Origin of the sequence: Paenibacillus sp. EC2-1, from assembly GCF_049311625.1 — a bacterium.
In the GTDB taxonomy this organism is placed as follows: Bacteria; Bacillota; Bacilli; order Paenibacillales; family Paenibacillaceae; genus Paenibacillus_AQ.
In genome coordinates this window covers 3,455,593-3,474,853 of record NZ_CP186006.1, presented here as the reverse complement: position 1 = coordinate 3,474,853, position 19,261 = coordinate 3,455,593, and the positions used below count along the sequence as shown (strand labels likewise).

The following is a 19,261-nucleotide window of genomic DNA, read 5'->3' as shown; positions in this document are numbered from 1 at the left end:
GTAGTTTGGTTATGATAGCAGCTTCAGATGGATTAGGATCGGATACGTCAGGGTATTATCTTCAACTTTTTTATGTATTTATTGTTCTCGCTATTATCGTAACAGCCATAGTCATTCTGATTCGGTTTTTAGGCCGAAAGAATCAGAGTTGGATGCAGGGCCGTTCCATCCGGACACTTGGTGCGGTTGGAATTGGCCCGAACAAATCCATTCAGTTAGTAGAGGTAGGAGGCAGTATTTACCTGATCGGTGTTGGTGAAAATGTCTCGCTCATCGACAAGATTTCCGATCCAACTGAAGTTGCACTTATTCTTACCTCGTTAGAACAGGAACATGGAATGAATTCAGGAGTTCTGCCGCCGTTTATCGCTAACTTTGTGGGACGGTTCCGTAAGGAACAGAAGTCTGAGGATATTGAGCTTGAAGATACATCATCTTTTCATGAGGTGTTTGAATCGAAGCTTCGCAGCGTACCGGGCAGGAAACAAAAGGTTGAAGAATTGCTGCGGGAGGATCATAAAGATTCATGAATAAAAAGATTGCGTTTGCTGTCACGTTGCTCATGTTAGTCGGATTGATCCTGACCACCTCGGCTTGGGCGGATCCGATTCCGAATATTGATTTACAGATTGGTAATAGCGGAGATGAGCCGGGGACGAGTGCTATATCGTTGATTCTTTTGATCACGATATTAAGTGTGGCTCCCGCAATTCTTGTCCTGATGACGAGTTTTACGCGAATTGTTATTGTTCTAGGGTTTGTAAGAACATCTCTAGGTACACAGCAGACTCCTCCGAACCAGGTACTGATTGGTCTAGCGTTATTTTTGACATTGTTTGTCATGGCTCCAACTTTTTCAACGATGAATGATGTTGCATTGCAGCCTTATCTTAAAGGGGAAATGACGCAGGTTGAGGCGCTGGACAAGGCTCAGGAGCCCATGAAGAAATTCATGTTCTCGCATACCCGAGAGAAAGATTTATTGCTGTTTATGAAGTACACGGGAGCCGAAAAGCCAGACAATTATCAGGATATCCCGCTTACGGTTTTAGTGCCGGCGTTTGCTATTAGTGAACTAAAGACCGGATTTCAAATGGGCTTCATGATCTTTATTCCATTTCTTGTTATAGATATTGTTGTAGCGAGTGTCTTGATGGCTATGGGGATGATGATGTTACCACCGGTCATGATCTCGCTGCCGTTCAAAATACTACTGTTCGTGTTAGTTGACGGCTGGTATCTCGTTGTGAAGTCATTGTTAATGAGCTTCAATCCGTAGCGGCAAGTAATTCAAGTACAGGAGGACTCGCCGTGAGTGCTGAGTTTATTATCGGTTTAGCGGGACAGGCAGTTTTTATCGTGCTTAAAGTAAGTGCGCCGATGCTTGTACTCGCGTTGGTCGTGGGATTAGTCATCAGTATATTTCAAGCAACGACACAAATCCAAGAGCAAACACTTGCCTTCGTACCGAAGATAATCGTTGTATTGCTCGCACTACTGCTGTTTGGTCCTTGGATATTAACAACACTTGTGGATTTTACTCGTGGGATATTAGAAAACCTCCACAAATATATTGGATAGGCTGAGTGTTCATGGAATGGTTGGAACAAAGTATTCCTGTCTTTATGCTTATTTTTTGTCGAATAACATCATTTTTTGTTGTAGCACCGATTTATTCGTCCCGAGGTGTTCCAACACAGTATAAAATTGGATTTTCTTTTATGATTGCGGTGCTCGTGTTTCTTAGCTCCGGTCTTGGTCAGACAGTCGCTCAAGATATGTCATACATTCTGCTGATCATACAGGAGGTTCTAGTAGGGTTATTACTTGGATTTACTGCATTTTTGATGATGGCTGTCGTTCAGACAGCAGGGGCCCTGATAGATATTCAGATCGGTTTCAGTATGGCGAATGTGATTGATCCATTTACGGGAGCTTCATCACCGCTGATCGGTAACTTTAAATATATGTTAGGACTTCTCGTGTTTCTAAGCATGAATGGACACCATTATCTGCTTGATGCGATTATGTACAGCTATGATTGGATGCCGATTACAGGGAATGTCTTTACGAAGTTTCAGGATGGAAGTGTAGCTGATTTTTTGATTACAACCTTTGCACATTCGTTTGTATTATCTCTGCAAATGGCTGCTCCGCTAGTAGCGGCACTATTCCTAACTGACGTTGGACTTGGATTTTTGGCGAGAACAGCACCTCAGTTTAATGTATTTGTAATCGGGATCATTCTGAAGATTATCGTAGGGTTGGTTCTGCTATTTCTGTTGATGCCAGGACTAGTAGCGCTATTTGATCATCTGTTTGCTGAAATGTTCGAAGCTATGCAGAAACTGCTGGGAACGATCGGTAATAGACCAGCGGGGTGAAATTAGGAGTGGTAGGGGTGACATTGAAGTATAGCATTGATCTGCAGTTATTCGCTGGTGATAGCGGTGAGAAGACGGAAAAGGCAACGCCTAAAAAGAGGCAGGAAACCCGTAAAAAAGGGCAGATTGCTAAAAGTATGGAGTTGTCTGGTTCATCGGTTCTAATGGCTGCTTTTTTATGCCTTATGATATTTGGTGATTATATCAGAGATCATCTGGTAAGGCTGTTCACCGATGTGTTCCTGAACCGTCTATCCATGGATGTTACGGTAGATAACACGATCATGCTCCTCGGAGAATACGGGATTCAAATCTTGCTACTACTTGCCCCAGTGTTTCTTGTTGTATTTGTAATCGCATTAGCCGTTAACTACATGCAGGTAGGGTTTCTTCTAACAGGAGAATCCTTGAAGATGAAGTTCAGTAAGATAGATCCAATCAAAGGATTTAAGAATATTGCGTCTATGCGCTCTCTTGCAGAGTTTCTAAAATCGATTCTCAAATTAAGTATTATCAGTTATCTGGTTTATACCTCGCTGTGGGGTGCAAGACAAGGTTTGTCTTCATTATCTTTGATGAGTCCGACAGCTATATTTCAGTTTACAGCTGACGTAACCGTTTCTCTTGGTATCAAAATCGCGGTAGGGCTCATCGTTCTAGCCGTGCTAGATTACATATATCAGAAATATGAGCATGAGAAGAGCATACGAATGTCCAAGCAAGACATTAAGGATGAGTACAAAAAAATGGAAGGGGACCCGCTGATCAAAGGTAAGATTCGTGAACGACAAAGACGTATGGCACTGCAACGTATGATGCAGGAAGTCCCCAACGCTGATGTCATAATAACGAACCCTACACACTTTGCTGTAGCGCTTAAGTATGATGGTTCCTCCATGGAAGCACCGCAGATTATTGCTAAGGGACAGGATTATATGGCACTGCGAATCAAAGAGATCGCCAAGAAGAATGGCGTGATAACCATGGAAAACAAGCCGCTGGCACGTGCGTTGTACCAACGAGCAGAGATCGGGGATTCCATTCCCGGTGACTTGTTTCAAGCTGTAGCCGAAGTGCTGGCTTATGTATACAAACTTAAAGGTAAAGCGAAATAACTAGGGATCGGAGGCCGGCAGCAGTGAAAATAAAAGAAATATCTGTACTAGCGGGTGTCATCGGTATTGTACTCATGATGATTCTTCCGATCCCTGTATGGCTATTGGATGTACTGCTTATTGTTAATATCTCACTTGCACTCATGATATTACTTGTGGCAATGAATACGAAGGAAGCGCTCGAATTTTCGATCTTCCCATCTCTATTGCTGATAACCACACTTTTTCGCTTGTCTCTCAATATCTCAACAACCAAACTTATTCTATCGCAAGGTAAAGCGGGTGAAGTTGTTGCTACTTTCGGAAGCTGGATTGCTGGAGGAGAAATCGCGATAGGGTTCATCGTGTTTCTCATACTTGTAGTTGTTCAGTTTATCGTCATAACGAAAGGTTCTGAGCGTGTCGCAGAAGTAGCAGCCAGATTTACACTCGATGCAATGCCAGGTAAGCAGATGAGTATTGATGCTGATTTGAATGCCGGCATGATCAATGAGAATCAAGCTCGCGAACGCAGGCGTAAGGTTGAACGTGAAGCAGACTTTTACGGTGCAATGGATGGTGCGAGTAAGTTCGTTAAAGGTGATGCTATTGCATCAATCATTATCCTTTTGATCAACCTGATCGGCGGATTTATCATTGGTATTTCTATACATGGTATGCCTTTTGCTGAGGCGATGAGCACATATTCAATACTGACAATTGGTGACGGTTTGGTGAGTCAGATTCCAGCTCTTTTAATTTCCACTGCTGCTGGTCTTATTGTCACTCGTGCCTCATCTGAGGGTAATTTATCTGATGATTTGGCAGGGCAATTATTCTCATATCCAAAATTGTTGTACATAGTTGCGGTTACCGTGACATTTCTAGGCTTGTTTACCCCGATCCATTTCATAACAACCTTTCCTATTGCGGTGCTTCTCTTTATTGCTGCAAGACGAATGCAGAGTAATCTGGAGCGGAAGCAGGTGGAGGTTGAACAGATGGAAGAAGAACAACAGATTGAAGAAGTACGGAGTCCAGAAAGTGTTATCAATCTGTTGCAGGTAGATCCTATCGAGTTCGAATTTGGATACGGTCTGATCCCACTAGCAGATACACAACAAGGTGGTGACCTGCTTGACCGGATCATTATGATTCGTAGACAATGCGCACTTGAATTAGGTCTTGTGGTACCTGTTATTCGTATTCGCGACAATATTCAACTAAAACCGAACGAATATGTCATAAAAATTAAAGGGAATGCTGTCGGCGGTGGTGAATTATTATTAAATCACTATCTTGCCATGAGTCCAGGGTATGAGGATGATTCTGTAACAGGCATTGAAACGACAGAGCCAGCTTTTGGTCTTCCTGCACTTTGGATTGATGAGCCTGCTAAGGAGCGGGCAGAGCTTGCGGGTTATACGGTAGTTGATCCGCCATCCGTGGTCGCTACCCATTTGACTGAACTGATTAAGAGACATGCTCATGAGTTACTTGGAAGACAAGAAACGAAGACATTGGTCGACAATATTCGAGAAAGTTACCCTGTTCTGGTCGATGAGCTTATTCCGTCCGTACTTACAATTGGTGATGTGCAGAAAGTATTGGCTAAGCTCTTGAAGGAGAAGATCTCCATTCGAGATCTGGTTACTATTTTTGAGACACTAGCTGATTATGGACACTATTCTAAAGATCCCGACGTCCTTACGGAATATGTTAGACAATCACTGTCGCGCCAAATTACACAGCAATATGTGCAAGAAGGGGAAGCGATGCGAGTTATTACGGTGGGACCAGCTCTAGAGAAGAAGATCGCGGAAAGCGTACAACAGAGTGATCAGGGTAGTTATATCGCTATGGACCCAGTATCGACTCAAAATGTTTTCCAAAAGCTTAGCGAACAGGTGAATCGTTTGATTCAAATGGGTCAGCAGCCAGTCTTGTTAACCTCCCCTGCGATTCGGATGTATCTTCGTCAAGTTATTGAACGCAGCATGCAGGATATACCCGTGCTTTCGTACAGTGAACTTGAACCCAATGTCGAAATTCAAAGCGTCGGAGTGGTGAATTTATGAGAGTGAAACGATATATCGTTGACACGATGCCGGAAGCAATGCTGCATATTCGTAAAGAACTCGGTAGTGATGCGGTTATCCTAAGCTCGAAAGAGATTAAAATTGGCGGAATTATGGGGCTATTCACCAAAAAGAAGATTGAAGTCATCGCAGCAGTGGATAAAGAAGAGAAATCAAAAGCGGACAAACAGGCTAGTACGGAAAAGACGAACACACCTTTCACACCCATGCCAAGGAATATAGTACCTCAAGCCTATAAAAAAACCTCAAATGCTGTTTCTCAGGATCAGAATGGAACAGAAACTGAGGGGAGTTCGAAGGATTCAAAGCTGGAAATAGAGGTTTCGGAGGAGCTAGCCGATCGTGAGAGATCGGCAGTTGATCTAGTAGCGGCTATGGCTCAAACGGCATCGGGTGCGACAGATAACAGTCAACCTGAACATCATGAATTGTTCCATATGGACACTAATGAGCAGAGCAACAACGAGAAAGCAACTGCCTCAGTAAAGTCTCAAGGGGAAGAAATTGTGAACGCTAATGCACAGACCAGCTCCGATCATAAGCTGCTAGAAGAGCTTCGAGAGATGAAAGAGTGGATTGCTAAGCTATCACGTCAAAGTCATGTGTCACAGGAGCTTCCTGCAACTTTGGAGTCTGTAAGAGATCAGTTTAGTAAACAGGGGTTATCAGATCTTCTATCGGAAAGATGGTTACTTCCTATCGTGGAGCAATGGAATGAAAGCGGAAAGACGTTAACAGATGAACAGCTAAGCAATGCTGTTTTAGAACAGATTGAGTCATTTTTAGATGGTCGCTTTGGTGGCGGTATAAAAAGAGATACTCGAATTGTTTATGTTGCTGGTCCTACAGGGGTGGGAAAGACGACTACAATCGCTAAACTAGCAGCAGAACAGCTATTCAAGTATCAACGTAAAGTAGGTTTCATCACATCAGATACGTACCGAATCTCTGCCGTTGAGCAGCTTAGAACGTATGCTTCCATACTAAATGTCCCGCTCGAGGTGGTTCAGTCACCAGGGGATATGAGGCGGGCAATGCACCGTTTGGAAGCCTGCGATTTAATATTGATGGATACCGCAGGTCGCAACTACCGTAACGAGCTGCTGGTAGCTGAATTACAGAGTCTATTAACAGAATCTGATTCTAGCGAAACATATCTTGTTCTGAGTCTGACTTCAAAGAGTAGTGACATGGTTGAGATAACGAATCATTTCAGCAAGTTTGGTTTAGATAAGGTGATCTTAACGAAACTTGATGAAACTGGGAGCTATGGCTCATTGTTTGATCTTCTGGATGCTTATCCACTTAAACTATCCTACATGACCAATGGTCAAAACGTGCCTGATGATCTTTTAATGCCGGATACTGTGATGTTATCCAAGATGTTGCTTGGAGAGCGCTGGATATGACGGATCAAGCTCAAGCGCTCAGACAACTAGCTTCTACAAAATTTACAGATTCAACTAGATCGGCTTCGAGAGGTTCAGCTAAGATTATCACGGTATCCAGTGGTAAAGGGGGAGTTGGTAAGTCTAACTTCACACTGAATTTTGCCCTGGCACTTAAATCAATGGGCAAAAAGGTACTGGTATTTGATGCCGATATTGGAATGGCGAACATAGATGTGCTTATGGGAGTATCTTCGAGATTCAGTTTGTATCATCTACTTCGTAAAGAAAAGAACATCGAAGATGTTATTCAATACGGCCCCGGAGATCTTCCATACATAGCGGGTGGCTCCGGAATCGTAGATATGCTCTCTTTATCTGAGGAGAATTTGAATTTTTTTATCTCACAAATTGAACGTATATCATCTGAGATGGATTATATTCTGTTTGACACGGGTGCGGGGATCTCTAAAGAAAACATGAAATTCATTACTTCTGCAGATTACTGTTTCGTGGTCACTACACCTGAACCGACGTCTATTACAGATGCTTATGCATTAATTAAGGTCGTTCATGGGAGCTATCCTGAAGTTGATTTTAGCTTGGTAGTCAATAAAGCTGGAGATGAATCAGAAGCGAGACAAGCATCAGAAAAGATCATTTTAACGGCAAACAGGTTTCTGAATTTAGATATAAAAATGTTAGGTTACGTAACGGATGATCCATTTGTTGTGAAATCCGTAAAACGTCAGATTCCATTCTCAATTGCTTTTCCAACGTGTGAGGCAACACGAGATGTAAAGCGATTAGCTCTTCGTTACCTGGCTGTTCCGGTACCCTCGGAATCAGGCCCCCTTACTGGAATCAAGGGATTCATGCAGCGGTGGCTTAAACGAACGTAATGATTCTTTTTTTTGACTATAAGGGAACAGAGGTGGACTTAGGTGAAGCCATTTCGTGTGCTGGTGGTAGATGATTCACCGTTTATGAGGAAGATATTCTCGGATCTAATTGAACGGGATCACCAGTTTCAAGTCGTAGGTACTGCAAGTAACGGCAAGGAAGCCGTTGAGAAAGTCAAAGAGCTGAGCCCTGATGTTATCACGATGGATGTAGAAATGCCTGAAATGAATGGTCTTGATGCACTAAAGTCCATTATGGAAACAGAGAATCAAACAGTCATCATGTTGTCAGGCGTTAATGAGCAGGGGATGCGAGAAACAATTCTTGCACTGGAGTTTGGCGCTTTTGATTTCTTACGTAAGCCTTCTATATTAAATGCACAAGACATAGAACAGGTTGGCAGGGAATTGCTCTGTCAGCTAGAAGCAGCAATGCAAGCCAAAGAGCGGAGGGCATTGTGGGAGGAAGAAGAGCAGAAACGTCAAGAGAAATCAAAAGCTAGTCGTCTTTCGCCAAGGCCTTCCGACCGATCAAGCTCGTTACGTGTGGACGAGCCACTAAAGACCCCGATTCAAAGATCGGTGCGTAAAGATGTTCCAACTATTCGACATATCCATAAGAAAAATGTAGAGCAACCTTCTCCTAAACCGCTGATACCAGATCGGCTGCTTGGTGATGAAAATCATAAAGATAACCAAATGATCCGTGGCACAGAACCGATACTTAAAGAGAGAGAAGTTTGGGCCCAAGTCATTAATAGTAGTAAAAGCGATATTCTTTCTCCTAATAAGATGGTTAGCCCAGATCGTAAGGAAAGTTTGGAAGTTAAGCGTGAGATTGTTCAAGATCGCATCATGCAGCGGAACTTTACTCAAATCGTAGCAGTAGGTTGCTCTACAGGCGGACCAAGAGCTTTGAAGGTTTTACTGGAGCAAATGCCAGCGAATTTCCCAGCTCCGATTGTGATTGTTCAGCATATGCCACCAAACTTTACGAAGTCGTTGGCTCAGCGACTGGATTCCTTTAGTGATCTGGACGTTATGGAAGCACAAGACGGAATGTTCTTACGCGCTGGGGCTGCTTATATCGCACCAGGTGGAAACCATATGACGATGTATTCTTCTGGGAATGGACAGTACCAGATTTCAATCCGTAAGGGTGATCCTTGTAATGGTCACCGCCCTTCGGTTGATGTGCTGTTTGAATCATTGTTACCACTCACTAATCTGAAACGCCATATTGTGTTGATGACGGGGATGGGAAGTGACGGTGCGAGAATGATGAAAGAACTATACGACTCTGGAGTTACCTCAACTTTTGCTGAGAGTGAGCAGACTTGCGTTGTGTATGGAATGCCTCGTTCAGCCGTTGAATTAGGTTGTGTAAGCAATATACTACCACTGCAAAATATTGCAGGGGAATTGGTACAAGCAGTAAATCTCGGTAAGTGAAACTCATAGAGGGGGTATCTCGGAAGTGGACATGAATCAATATTTATCCATGTTTATTGATGAGTCGAATGATCATCTGCAGTCATTAAATGAAAATATGCTTCAATTGGAAAGCAGTCCGGATGACTTAGGTATAGTACAGGTGATCTTCCGTTCAGCTCATACCTTAAAAGGGATGGCAGCAACAATGGGATTTGAAGATCTGGCATCTCTGACACACCAAATGGAGAATGTGCTGGACCTGGTTCGGAATGAAAAGCTAAAGATGCAAGATTTTATTTTTGACACTTTATTTAAAAGCTTAGATGCACTTGAATCGATGGTCCAGGATATTGTACAGGGTGGAGAAGGGAAGGCTGATGTTTCCTCTATTGTTGCTTCACTTCAAGCTATCGTACGTGGTGAAGGCGCAGTCGCTCCATCAGCAGAAGCTGCTTCTACACAGCAACCAGACAGTGCTCCGGTTTATCCGGGTATTGAACTGGATGAATTTCAGTACTCGGTGCTTGATCAATCTATTGCAGAGGGTCATAAGGTACTCTATATCCAGGTAAAGCTTCGGGAAGACTGTCAGCTTAAGGCAGTACGAGCCTATATGGTATTTGAACTGCTGGAAAGATCGGGTGAGATCGTTAAGACTTACCCGGATGTCCAGGAAATTGAACAGGGAGAATTCGACCAAACGTTCTCGCTGTACTTTATAACCCAGAAAGATCCAATTAATCTTGAAAGCCAAATTTTGAATATTTCAGAAATGGATACAGCAGCAGTAACTAATTTGGATCATGAGTCATTGCAACAGATGGTTCAGCAGAGTGCGGCAACAGCCGAACCAGTTCAAAAAGAGAATGAGACAAGCTCTACATCGGCTGATGCTATCGCAACAACTTCTTCTAAAAATGAAGGAAGTGGTGCTCCTTCCCCAAGTAAAGCTCCATCCAAAAACACCGGCACAGCCGCGCCATCTCGAACAATCAGGGTGGATATCGAGCGTCTTGATGTATTGATGAACCTATTTAGTGAACTATTGATCGACCGTGTACGTCTGGAGCAGCTTGCCAATGAGGCCAAGAATCAAGAACTAACGGATACCGTTGAGCATATGAGCCGGGTTAGCAGTGACCTCCAGAATATCGTACTCAAATTACGGATGGTACCTGTGGATACTGTATTTAATCGTTTTCCACGAATGGTGCGCGATCTTGCCAAATCCTTGAATAAGAAAATTGATCTTATCATAACAGGTGCTGAAACCGAACTTGATCGCACCGTGATTGATGAGATTGGGGATCCGTTGGTCCATTTAATTCGTAATTCTGTCGATCATGGTGTTGAGCCGATTGCTGATCGAGTTGCAGCTGGAAAGTCAGAGACGGGAACGGTTCATCTAAGAGCTTTCCACAGCGGAAATCATGTGTTTATTGAGATCGAAGACGATGGTCGCGGAATCATTCGGGAAAATATCATCAATAGTGCTATTAAAAAGGGCGTTGTAACGGAAGAACAAGCAGCTGCACTGTCTGATGAAGAGGCACATCAACTCTTGTTCGCAGCTGGATTTAGTACGGCTGAGAAAATATCGGATGTATCGGGTCGGGGAGTAGGCTTAGATGTAGTTAAATCAAAGATTAATTCCTTAGGTGGAAATGTCACGATTTATTCAACACCTGGTAGAGGGACGAACTTCTCAGTACAACTTCCGCTAACGCTATCCATCATAGCTGCAATGCTTATTAAGATGGGCTCTGAGAAATATGCAATCCCACTGACATCGATTGTGGAAACGGGAATTATAAAACAAGCTCAGATTCGTACAGTTCACGGTACGCGCATGATTCCGTTCAGGGAAGCCCATATTCCGCTTATATCACTTAGCCGTGTGTTTGAAGTTCCAGATTTTAATGAATCGACTGAGGAAGAAACCGAAATTGTTGTTATTCGTAAAGGTGAGCGTTTAGCTGCTTTGGCTATTGACGATTTTATCGGTCAAAACGAGATCGTAATTAAAAACTTGGGTAAGTATCTACCTTCGATACAGGGTGTTTCCGGAGCTACTATTCTTGGAGATGGACAAGTGGCACTCATTATTGATCCCAATGCATTTATCAAGTAGCAGGATCTTAGTAACATATCCGCTAGGTAGTAGAGTGTGAAATTATAAGGAGGGTTTTAAATGGGAGAAGAATTAAAAGTAATCGTCTTTAAGCTCGGCAGTGAAGAGTATGGAATTGAAGTTGAAAAGGTTCAGACGATTGAGCGGCTTATGCCGATTACTCGTGTTCCCAAAACATATGCATTTATTAAAGGCGTTGTAAATCTTCGTGGTGTAGTCATTCCTGTAATTGATCTCCGTGGGCGTTTCGGTTTGCCAGAAGCTGAATACACTGATCAGACTCGAATTATCATTGTTTCCGTTAATGAAATGCAGGTTGGATTTATAGTGGATTCTGCTAGTGATGTTATCGATTTGAACAGCGACAGTATTGATACTCCACCAGAAGTTGTAGGTGGGGTGAAAGCGAAGTATCTCCGCGGTGTAGCTAAGATTGATGACGAGCGCCTGCTTGTTATGCTTAACCTGTCTGAGGTTCTAAACAAAAGTGAAATTATTCAACTTGAAGGTCTAGAGGAATAGTCTGGTGGATCTCTTCAAGTATGATAAAGACTTCAAAATGGACGTTCTCAAGGAAGTTGGCAATATAGGGGCGGGAAATGCCGCAACCGCCCTCTCCCAACTCTTGAATAAGCCGATTGATATGGCAGTACCAACCGTTCAACTCCTATCGTTTGAAGAGATAGCCGAAAGTGTTGGAGGAGCTGAACGAATCGTCATTGCAGTCTTCCTCCGAGTTGAGGGTGACGCACCGGGTAATCTCTTTTTTATCATGAGTCCTGAGGCCGGTAAGAAACTTCTTCAGCGATTGGCTGGAATTGAAGTGCTGCATGATGTTGAATTCTCAGAGATGGAGCAATCTGCACTAAATGAGATTGGAAACATCTTAGCAGGGTCTTATTTATCTTCGTTAGCTGATTTCACTAAGCTCTCGATGACACCGACTGTTCCAGGACTTGCGATGGATATGGCAGGTGCGATACTGAGCTACGGTCTTCTCCAGTTTGGCGAGATGGGCGATGATGCGTTGCTAATCAATACCACGTTCTTGGAAGAGCATTATGAAGTGGAGGGACAGTTTTTTTTAATACCTGATCCTCAGTCATTTGCTCAAATATTCGAAGCTTTGGGAGTGCCTCTAGAGAATGATTGACGAACAAAGTGTAGTAAAAGTGGCAATGGCGGATTTGAACGTTGTGGGTCCGAGTGGATTCATTCGTACAACAGGTTTGGGCTCTTGCGTGGGGTTGACTTTATATGATCCACTGCTAAAGATTGGAGGCCTTGCGCATGTGATGCTTCCCACATCTTCCATTGCCAGAGAAGGCCAAGTGAATTTGGCTAAGTATGCAGATACGGCCCTTCCAGTTCTTTTAACCAAGCTCAAGGATATGGGGGCTTCGCAAGGAAGGTTGGTCGCAAAGATGGCTGGTGGAGCGCAGATGTTTGCTTTTGCTGGTGCAGGTGACAGCATGAGGATTGGACCTCGGAATGTGGAGTCTTGTAAAGATGTTTTGGAACAGCTACGGATTCCACTGATTGGGGAAGATACCGGAGGAAATTACGGAAGAACGGTTGAATTGAACTGCTCAACGGGTATATTTACCATACGTAGTGTACAAAAGGGTATAAAGGAATTGTAGCCATGATAGGAAATATACGATTTAATTTGTTAGCTGGATTAGCCGGATTTGTATTTACGTTTCTATTTACTTTACGAAACAATCTGTGGATGACAAGCTTAAATAGGGCTTTAATAGCATTTGTAATATGGTTTGCATTAGCGTACCTGCTCAGATGGGTCTTCACTCTGGCATTTAAACCTGCTGAAGGATTTGATACTTCTGACGAGTCCGCTAATGGGCAGCTAGGAAATAGACTTGATATGACAACACCGGATGAAGATAAGGAACTCATGAATCTTATTAAACCGGAACCAGAGCAGAGTCAAGAGGGTAGGGGCTTTGTCCCATTAAATCCTCCGAAATTAGTTTCAACTAAGGATCCCGAAGAACTGGCCAAGGCCGTTCGTCACCTGACAGAAAAATAAGGATGGTGAAGGCAATTGGACGAGCGCAAAGCTTCTCCCCTCAACCATATGGATTTATGGGAAGCATGGAAGGAAGATGGAGATCAAGAAGCAAAGAAGAAGCTAATCGAATACCATTTACACATCGTTGACTATGTTTCAAGCCGTTTGGCAATTGGACTACCCCGTAACGTTTCTAAAGGCGATTTAGCAAGTAATGGGGTTATGGGCCTGATTGATGCCATTGAGAAGTTTGACTATAAACGTGGACTCCAATTTGAAACATATGCATCGTGGCGTGTTCGAGGTGCCATACTGGATTCACTCCGTCAAGGAGACTGGGTCCCCCGTTCTGTTCGAGAGAAAGCAAAGAAGATCGAATCAGCCTATCAACAGTTGGAGCAGAAGTATCTCAGAACTGTCAGTGATTCCGAAATGAGCGATTATCTTGAAGTTTCTGAAAAGGAGTTTAGACATATGCTGCAGGAAGTTGCAGTAATGACACTAAGCTCGTTAGAAGATCCTATTCGTGAAGAAGAGTCAGAGACTCGAATGAACCTTTTGGTAGACGAAAAAGCAAAAAATCCAGATCATAAAGTGCATGAGTTTTATTTGCACGAGTCCCTAGTGAAAGGGATTGGAAAGTTGACGGAAAAAGAAAGAACAGTTGTCTCCTTACTGTACTACGAAGATCTATCGCTTAGTGAAATCGCCGAAGTCATGTCGTTGTCTCCATCTAGAATATCGCAGCTTCATTCCAAAGCGATTCTAAGGTTAAGAGGCACGCTTGATAAGGATCGGGATTTGTTAATGCAGAACGATTGACGCTTGCCAATATGGAAGGGGGTTCACGGATTGTCTGTTGATTATGCGCTTGATAAATACTTTAATGTCACGTTTTCGGATGATAAGACAGTAGCCTATGTGCAGATGTCTGATTGGGATGAGGGTTTTACATGTAGTATCGAAGCCCTTGAACAATTTCTCCAAGGCCACCAAATCCGCTACGGGCTTCAGCACGATACCTTAGGTCGTATTGTCAGTCATTCCGAAGAATATCAATATAGTAGAGCTCCCGTAGCGATCGGGACTGAGCCTGTACACGGAGAGAATGGTCGGATTGAGTTAAGGGTTGAAATGGGAGATCAGGAACACTTGCGTCCACTTGAAACGGTTGATGGTAAAGTGGATTATAAGGAAATAACGCGTCTTAATAATGTTAAAAAAGGCCAACTGATCGCAGCTCGTATACCGGCGAAACCAGGGGTTCCTGGAACAGCAGTTACCGGCGATGAGATTCCATTCAAACCTGGTAAAGAGGCACAATTTAAGATCGGTAAGAATGTCGTCATCAATCCTGAAAAAACAGCTATGTATGCTGCTATAGATGGACTTTTAACGAAGACCGAAAAAGGTAAAATCAACGTATTTCCCGTATATGAAATTAATGGCGACGTTGATTACAGCGTAGGCAACATCGACTTTGTAGGGACTGTTGTCATACGAGGGAATGTGTTGTCAGGGTTCAGAATTAAAGCGGCGGGAGATATTCGTGTTACGGGTTTTGTCGAAGGAGCTGAGCTTGAAGCGGAAGGTTCAATCGATATTTCAGGTGGCATTATCGGATATAACAAGGGATATGTTAAGGCTGGACAAAATGTGAAAAGTACATTTGTGCAGGATGGCAATGTCATTGCAGGAGCCGATATCACAATTAGCCAAAGTATTATGCATTCCAATATTCGAGCTGGTCAGAATGTTATCTGTAATGGAACAAAGGGACTTATTGTGGGTGGGGTTGTTCAAGCTGGTGAGAAAGTCATTGCCCGCACGATAGGAAACACAATGTCAACAGCAACTGTTATTGAAGTCGGTGTTCTGCCTGAACTACGCAATGAACTTGCTGAACTTCGAGCTCAATTAAAGCAACAGGTTGATAGTATGGATAAAACGGATAAAGCGCTATATTTACTGAATCAATTAGCTGCGTCCGGTCAACTTTCTCCAGACAAGTTAGCTCTTCGTGTTAAGCTGAATGTAACCAAAAAGTCTAATATGGCAGAACAGGCTGAAATCAAAGACAGGATGCTTGAAATTGAGCGAATGCTTGAGGACACCGCCATTGCAAAGGTGGATATTGTTAAGACGATCTATGGCGGAGCCAAAATTGTCATTGGACGCTATACACGGTTTATAAAGGATCCGACTCAGCGGGTTTCTTTTTATTATCATGAAGGTGATATTAGTATGGTTCCTTTGGTGTAGTGCAGGAATAGGATCTTATATGAGATGCCGAGTGAAGGTTAATCAATAAGGGACGAGGTGATTCCGCTTGAGTTTGAAATCAGTAGAGATGCAGATCGCGGTTCCGAGAACGAGCGAGGCAGGGAAGATTCAACAAGAGAACCATCAGCGCCCAACCCAGGACCAGACATTTTTAGCCGGAGAACAAATGAAACAAAGCCGCCAGGCGGCACAGCGTAGTACAGAGGTCAGCGAAACAGCTGAATCTGCAATTCGTGATGATGGAAACAGGCAAACACCCGAACAAGGTGGAGATTCTTCTTCCGATTCGAAGGAGCAAGTCGTAGAACAACCTGCAGAGCATCCTTACAAAGGACGCATATTTGACATTTCACTATAAAGTAGATTATTGGCACAAAGGAGTTAATCGTTTTGGACTCATGGATTTATATCGTACTCCTGGGCATTGGAGCTGTCCTTTATGCTCTTATGCTGCCTAAACGTCGTGAAGAGACAGTTAATAATGAACAGATCGTCAAAGAGATAGAAACCACCTTAGAGCAGTATATGGGTGAAGTTCAACTTGAAAATGAGCAATTACTTCATTTAGTTGGTCAGATGAAGCAAGAGCATTCTGCTAAGCAAGATTCTCAGCAAGAGCAGATGCATGAAATGCGTCAACGACTGTTAGTTGTCGAACAGCAGCTTTCTACCACTAACGCAAAGCTAAATACGGTAGAGAGTTTGATGTCATCAGGAAACAGAGCCGTTATAGCAGATAACGAGGCTGCATCTACAATAACTGATAGAGAGAAGTCTAATCCGTCTCCTGATAATACAATTAAGCGGCGCTACACCGCACTTTTTGAAATGTATGAAGCGGGTAAGTCCATGGATATGATTGCTAAGTCTACGGGCATGCAGCGTGGAGAGGTACAGTTAATCATTCAGTTAGCGAAACAGGAGGAAACCCCGTGATCAAGAACCGTGTATTTATGATGGGTCTTGGCATTGGCCTCGTCCTTGGAGCCGTATTACTTCAGCTCAGTATTATGGGTGAACGCAGCATGTCTTCTACTGAACTACAGGAGAAGCAATGGACTAAAGAAGAGATTGAACAAGGGGCAAAATCACTCAACCTAACTATAGTCGATGAAGCAGATCCGCTGATGACAGAAGAGCAATGGAAAGAGAAGATGAAGCAAGACAGCGGTAAATTAAATGGGACATCTGTAGTACCACCCTCAAAGGTAACGGATGCGCAGAATCCAGATTCGCCCAAGACACCTGAGAAACCAGATCATAACAAGAAGAATACAAATACGCCTACTGTAAAAGAACCTTCATCCCCTAAAGAAGCTACAATTCGCTATGTTATTACGAAGGGAAGTAATCTTAGCCATGTAGCTGAAGGCTTGAAGCGAGCAGGTGTTATTACCGATAAAGTATCTTTTATAAAAGCAGCTTCAGCAAAAAAGATAAATTCTCAAATTCAGACGGGTACATACACGTTTACAGCTGGAGAGAGTTTTCAATCAATAATTAAAAAAATTTCTGAAAAGCCGTCCGGCGACCGTTAAGAGGTTCCGAACGGTTTTTTTAGGTTCTTTTAGAATAATGATTCATCCTAGGATTAAACAGGAAAAATGTGCATTTAAGCACATAAAATAATTGCATAAGCCTTTTAATTGTGATATATTAATTGACGGTGTTAAAACACACGCTAAGAGATTTCGTTAGGGGTGCTTCCTTATGGGAGTCTTAACGAGAAATGACCTTGGCGGAGGGCACACAAAAACCAAACTTAGGAGGTGTGTGAAGATGGCAGTAATCTCCATGAAGCAGCTTTTGGAAGCTGGGGTACACTTCGGTCACCAGACTCGTCGTTGGAACCCGAAAATGGACAGATATATCTTCACTGAAAGAAACGGAATTTACATTATTGACCTGCAAAAAACGGTTAAAAAGGTAGAGGAAGCTTACAACTTTGTTAAGAGTGTTGCTGGCGAGAACGGAACAATCCTTTTCGTCGGAACAAAGAAACAAGCTCAAGATTCCGTGAAAGAAGAAGCAGAACGTTGTGGTATGTACTACATCAACCAACGTTGGCTCGGCGGAACGCTGACTAACTTCGAAACAATCCAAAAACGTATTAATCGTTTGAAGGAACTTGAGAAGTGGGAAGAAGATGGCACGTTCGAAGTATTGCCTAAGAAAGAAGTTATCCTTCTCCGCAAAGAGAAAGATCGTCTTGAGAAATTCCTCGGCGGTATTAAGAACATGAAGGGTCTTCCAAGCGCTTTGTTCATCATCGACCCTCGTAAAGAGCGTATCGCAGTTGCAGAAGCTCGCAAATTGGGTATCCCAATTGTAGGTATCGTAGATACTAACTGTGATCCAGACGAAATCGACTATGTTATCCCAGGTAACGATGACGCGATCCGCGCTGTTAAGTTGCTGACAGGTAAAATGGCTGATGCCGTTGTAGAAGCTCACCAAGGTGAAGAAACTACAGCCTAATATAGGTTGGACGTATAAAGATTGAATTAAATGAAAAGGGTGGTTGGTAGGTGGATAACCTCTCACTGCCCTTTTTTTAAGGTCAGAATGTGAAAAAATGCTGAGAAACAGCATTAATATGCTAATTATAACTGGAGGGAATATCAATGGCAGTATCAGCTAGTGCGGTAAAAGAACTTCGTGAAAGAACAGGCGCAGGTATGCTTGATTGTAAAAAAGCACTTGACGAAACAAATGGTGATATCGATAAAGCGATCGCGCTTCTTCGTGAAAAAGGTTTGTCTGCAGCTGCGAACAAAGCTGGACGTATTGCAACTGAAGGTGTAGTAGAATCTTACATCCACGGTGGCGGTCGTATCGGTGTTCTTGTTGAAATCAACTGCGAAACTGACTTCGTTGGTAAAACAGATCAATTTAAAGAGTTTGCACGCGACATCGCTATGCATATCGCTGCTGCAAGCCCGAAATATGTTCGTCGTGAAGAAGTTCCTGCGGATGAGCTAGAGAAAGAGAAAGAAATTTTGAAAGCTCAAGCTCTGAATGAAGGTAAACCTGAGAAAATCGTTGAAAAAATGGTTGAAGGCCGCATTAACAAATACTATGAAGAGTACTGCCTACTTGATCAATCTTTCGTTAAAGATCCAGACAAAACGATCAGCACTCTTCTTAACGAAAAAATCAGCACGATCGGTGAGAATATCTCCATCCGTCGTTTTGTACGTTATGAGCTTGGTGAAGGTCTTGAGAAGAAAGTTGACAACTTCGTAGAAGAAGTTATGTCTCAGGTGAATAAATAAGCCATTTAGGCTAAATATAGCTTTAAAAAAAGAGTGGAACACTTTGTGTTCCTTCTTTTTTAAAAATGTAAGAAAGTATAACCTTCATGTTATACTTGGCTTATATTCTCGCGGAAACGATCCTCATCCTTTTAAATAAGGATGAAAGAAGCGTTTCTACTTGAAGTACATCGATATATTTGGTTTTCTTATAAGATAAGAAAGTGTAAAAATTCGGAGTAAAGACGATCCTTATCTTG

21 protein-coding genes are annotated in these 19,261 nt (G+C 42.9%); all 21 read left to right on the top strand.

The window, feature by feature from the left end:
- Positions 1-11 precede the first annotated feature (11 nt).
- Positions 12-530, top strand: coding sequence for a flagellar biosynthetic protein FliO (locus tag ACK8P5_RS16150; RefSeq protein WP_422657285.1), 519 nt, complete (start codon positions 12-14; stop codon positions 528-530).
- Complete coding sequence (fliP, locus tag ACK8P5_RS16145) at positions 527-1,279, top strand: flagellar type III secretion system pore protein FliP (protein ID WP_422657284.1); 753 nt, start codon at positions 527-529, stop codon at positions 1,277-1,279. Before ACK8P5_RS16150 ends, fliP begins: the two co-directional genes overlap by 4 nt.
- A gap of 32 nt (positions 1,280-1,311) precedes the next feature.
- Positions 1,312-1,581, top strand: coding sequence for a flagellar biosynthesis protein FliQ (gene fliQ, locus ACK8P5_RS16140; RefSeq protein WP_422657283.1), 270 nt, complete (start codon positions 1,312-1,314; stop codon positions 1,579-1,581).
- 11 nt (positions 1,582-1,592) lie between these two features.
- Complete coding sequence (fliR, locus tag ACK8P5_RS16135) at positions 1,593-2,384, top strand: flagellar biosynthetic protein FliR (protein WP_422657282.1); 792 nt, start codon at positions 1,593-1,595, stop codon at positions 2,382-2,384.
- Positions 2,385-2,401: 17 nt separating this feature from the next.
- On the top strand, positions 2,402-3,499 hold the full coding sequence (gene flhB / locus ACK8P5_RS16130; RefSeq protein WP_422657281.1) for a flagellar biosynthesis protein FlhB: 1,098 nt from the start codon (positions 2,402-2,404) through the stop codon (positions 3,497-3,499).
- Between the two features lie 23 nt (positions 3,500-3,522).
- Positions 3,523-5,556: a flagellar biosynthesis protein FlhA gene (flhA, locus tag ACK8P5_RS16125; protein WP_422657280.1), complete on the top strand. Its 2,034-nt coding sequence runs from the start codon at positions 3,523-3,525 to the stop codon at positions 5,554-5,556.
- Positions 5,553-6,986, top strand: coding sequence for a flagellar biosynthesis protein FlhF (locus ACK8P5_RS16120; protein ID WP_422657279.1), 1,434 nt, complete (start codon positions 5,553-5,555; stop codon positions 6,984-6,986). The genes flhA and ACK8P5_RS16120 overlap by 4 nt, the downstream gene beginning before the upstream one ends.
- Positions 6,983-7,867: a MinD/ParA family protein gene (locus tag ACK8P5_RS16115; RefSeq protein ID WP_422657278.1), complete on the top strand. Its 885-nt coding sequence runs from the start codon at positions 6,983-6,985 to the stop codon at positions 7,865-7,867. The genes ACK8P5_RS16120 and ACK8P5_RS16115 overlap by 4 nt, the downstream gene beginning before the upstream one ends.
- A 42-nt stretch (positions 7,868-7,909) precedes the next feature.
- Positions 7,910-9,319, top strand: a complete 1,410-nt coding sequence (locus ACK8P5_RS16110) for a protein-glutamate methylesterase/protein-glutamine glutaminase (RefSeq protein ID WP_422657277.1) — start codon at positions 7,910-7,912, stop codon at positions 9,317-9,319.
- Between the two features lie 25 nt (positions 9,320-9,344).
- A complete protein-coding gene (locus tag ACK8P5_RS16105; protein ID WP_422657276.1) occupies positions 9,345-11,432 on the top strand; it encodes a chemotaxis protein CheW in 2,088 nt (695 codons plus the stop codon).
- Positions 11,433-11,492: 60 nt separating this feature from the next.
- Positions 11,493-11,954: a chemotaxis protein CheW gene (locus tag ACK8P5_RS16100; protein ID WP_422657275.1), complete on the top strand. Its 462-nt coding sequence runs from the start codon at positions 11,493-11,495 to the stop codon at positions 11,952-11,954.
- Between the two features lie 4 nt (positions 11,955-11,958).
- Positions 11,959-12,585 carry a chemotaxis protein CheC gene (locus ACK8P5_RS16095; RefSeq protein WP_422657274.1) on the top strand — a complete coding sequence of 209 codons (627 nt, stop codon included), beginning with the start codon at positions 11,959-11,961 and terminating at the stop codon, positions 12,583-12,585.
- The gene (locus ACK8P5_RS16090; RefSeq protein WP_422657273.1) at positions 12,578-13,075 is read left to right on the top strand and encodes a chemotaxis protein CheD; all 498 of its coding nucleotides are present in this window, start codon (positions 12,578-12,580) and stop codon (positions 13,073-13,075) included. Before ACK8P5_RS16095 ends, ACK8P5_RS16090 begins: the two co-directional genes overlap by 8 nt.
- Before the next feature lie 2 nt (positions 13,076-13,077).
- The gene (locus tag ACK8P5_RS16085; RefSeq protein WP_422657272.1) at positions 13,078-13,482 is read left to right on the top strand and encodes a hypothetical protein; all 405 of its coding nucleotides are present in this window, start codon (positions 13,078-13,080) and stop codon (positions 13,480-13,482) included.
- Between the two features lie 15 nt (positions 13,483-13,497).
- Positions 13,498-14,286: a FliA/WhiG family RNA polymerase sigma factor gene (locus ACK8P5_RS16080; protein ID WP_422657271.1), complete on the top strand. Its 789-nt coding sequence runs from the start codon at positions 13,498-13,500 to the stop codon at positions 14,284-14,286.
- Positions 14,287-14,316: 30 nt separating this feature from the next.
- Positions 14,317-15,726, top strand: coding sequence for a DUF342 domain-containing protein (locus tag ACK8P5_RS16075; protein WP_422657270.1), 1,410 nt, complete (start codon positions 14,317-14,319; stop codon positions 15,724-15,726).
- 67 nt (positions 15,727-15,793) lie between these two features.
- Complete coding sequence (locus tag ACK8P5_RS16070; protein ID WP_422657269.1) at positions 15,794-16,105, top strand: hypothetical protein; 312 nt, start codon at positions 15,794-15,796, stop codon at positions 16,103-16,105.
- 32 nt (positions 16,106-16,137) lie between these two features.
- Positions 16,138-16,683, top strand: coding sequence for a hypothetical protein (locus tag ACK8P5_RS16065; protein ID WP_422657268.1), 546 nt, complete (start codon positions 16,138-16,140; stop codon positions 16,681-16,683).
- Positions 16,680-17,285: a hypothetical protein gene (locus ACK8P5_RS16060; protein ID WP_422657267.1), complete on the top strand. Its 606-nt coding sequence runs from the start codon at positions 16,680-16,682 to the stop codon at positions 17,283-17,285. The genes ACK8P5_RS16065 and ACK8P5_RS16060 overlap by 4 nt, the downstream gene beginning before the upstream one ends.
- A 241-nt stretch (positions 17,286-17,526) precedes the next feature.
- Positions 17,527-18,225, top strand: a complete 699-nt coding sequence (gene rpsB, locus ACK8P5_RS16055; RefSeq protein WP_422657266.1) for a 30S ribosomal protein S2 — start codon at positions 17,527-17,529, stop codon at positions 18,223-18,225.
- 146 nt (positions 18,226-18,371) lie between these two features.
- Positions 18,372-19,022 carry a translation elongation factor Ts gene (tsf, locus tag ACK8P5_RS16050; RefSeq protein ID WP_422657265.1) on the top strand — a complete coding sequence of 217 codons (651 nt, stop codon included), beginning with the start codon at positions 18,372-18,374 and terminating at the stop codon, positions 19,020-19,022.
- Positions 19,023-19,261: the final 239 nt, after the last annotated feature.

Bases quoted from the DNA above. Each gene is read 5' to 3' on its own strand.
- ACK8P5_RS16085 (WP_422657272.1), top strand. From the start codon at position 13,078: ATGATAGGAAATATACGATTTAATTTGTTAGCTGGATTAGCCGGATTT.
- rpsB (WP_422657266.1), top strand. From the start codon at position 17,527: ATGGCAGTAATCTCCATGAAGCAGCTTTTGGAAGCTGGGGTACACTTC.
- ACK8P5_RS16090 (WP_422657273.1), top strand. From the start codon at position 12,578: ATGATTGACGAACAAAGTGTAGTAAAAGTGGCAATGGCGGATTTGAAC.
- tsf (WP_422657265.1), top strand. From the start codon at position 18,372: ATGGCAGTATCAGCTAGTGCGGTAAAAGAACTTCGTGAAAGAACAGGC.
- ACK8P5_RS16150 (WP_422657285.1), top strand. From the start codon at position 12: ATGATAGCAGCTTCAGATGGATTAGGATCGGATACGTCAGGGTATTAT.
- ACK8P5_RS16115 (WP_422657278.1), top strand. From the start codon at position 6,983: ATGACGGATCAAGCTCAAGCGCTCAGACAACTAGCTTCTACAAAATTT.
- fliP (WP_422657284.1), top strand. From the start codon at position 527: ATGAATAAAAAGATTGCGTTTGCTGTCACGTTGCTCATGTTAGTCGGA.
- ACK8P5_RS16120 (WP_422657279.1), top strand. From the start codon at position 5,553: ATGAGAGTGAAACGATATATCGTTGACACGATGCCGGAAGCAATGCTG.
- fliR (WP_422657282.1), top strand. From the start codon at position 1,593: ATGGAATGGTTGGAACAAAGTATTCCTGTCTTTATGCTTATTTTTTGT.
- ACK8P5_RS16100 (WP_422657275.1), top strand. From the start codon at position 11,493: ATGGGAGAAGAATTAAAAGTAATCGTCTTTAAGCTCGGCAGTGAAGAG.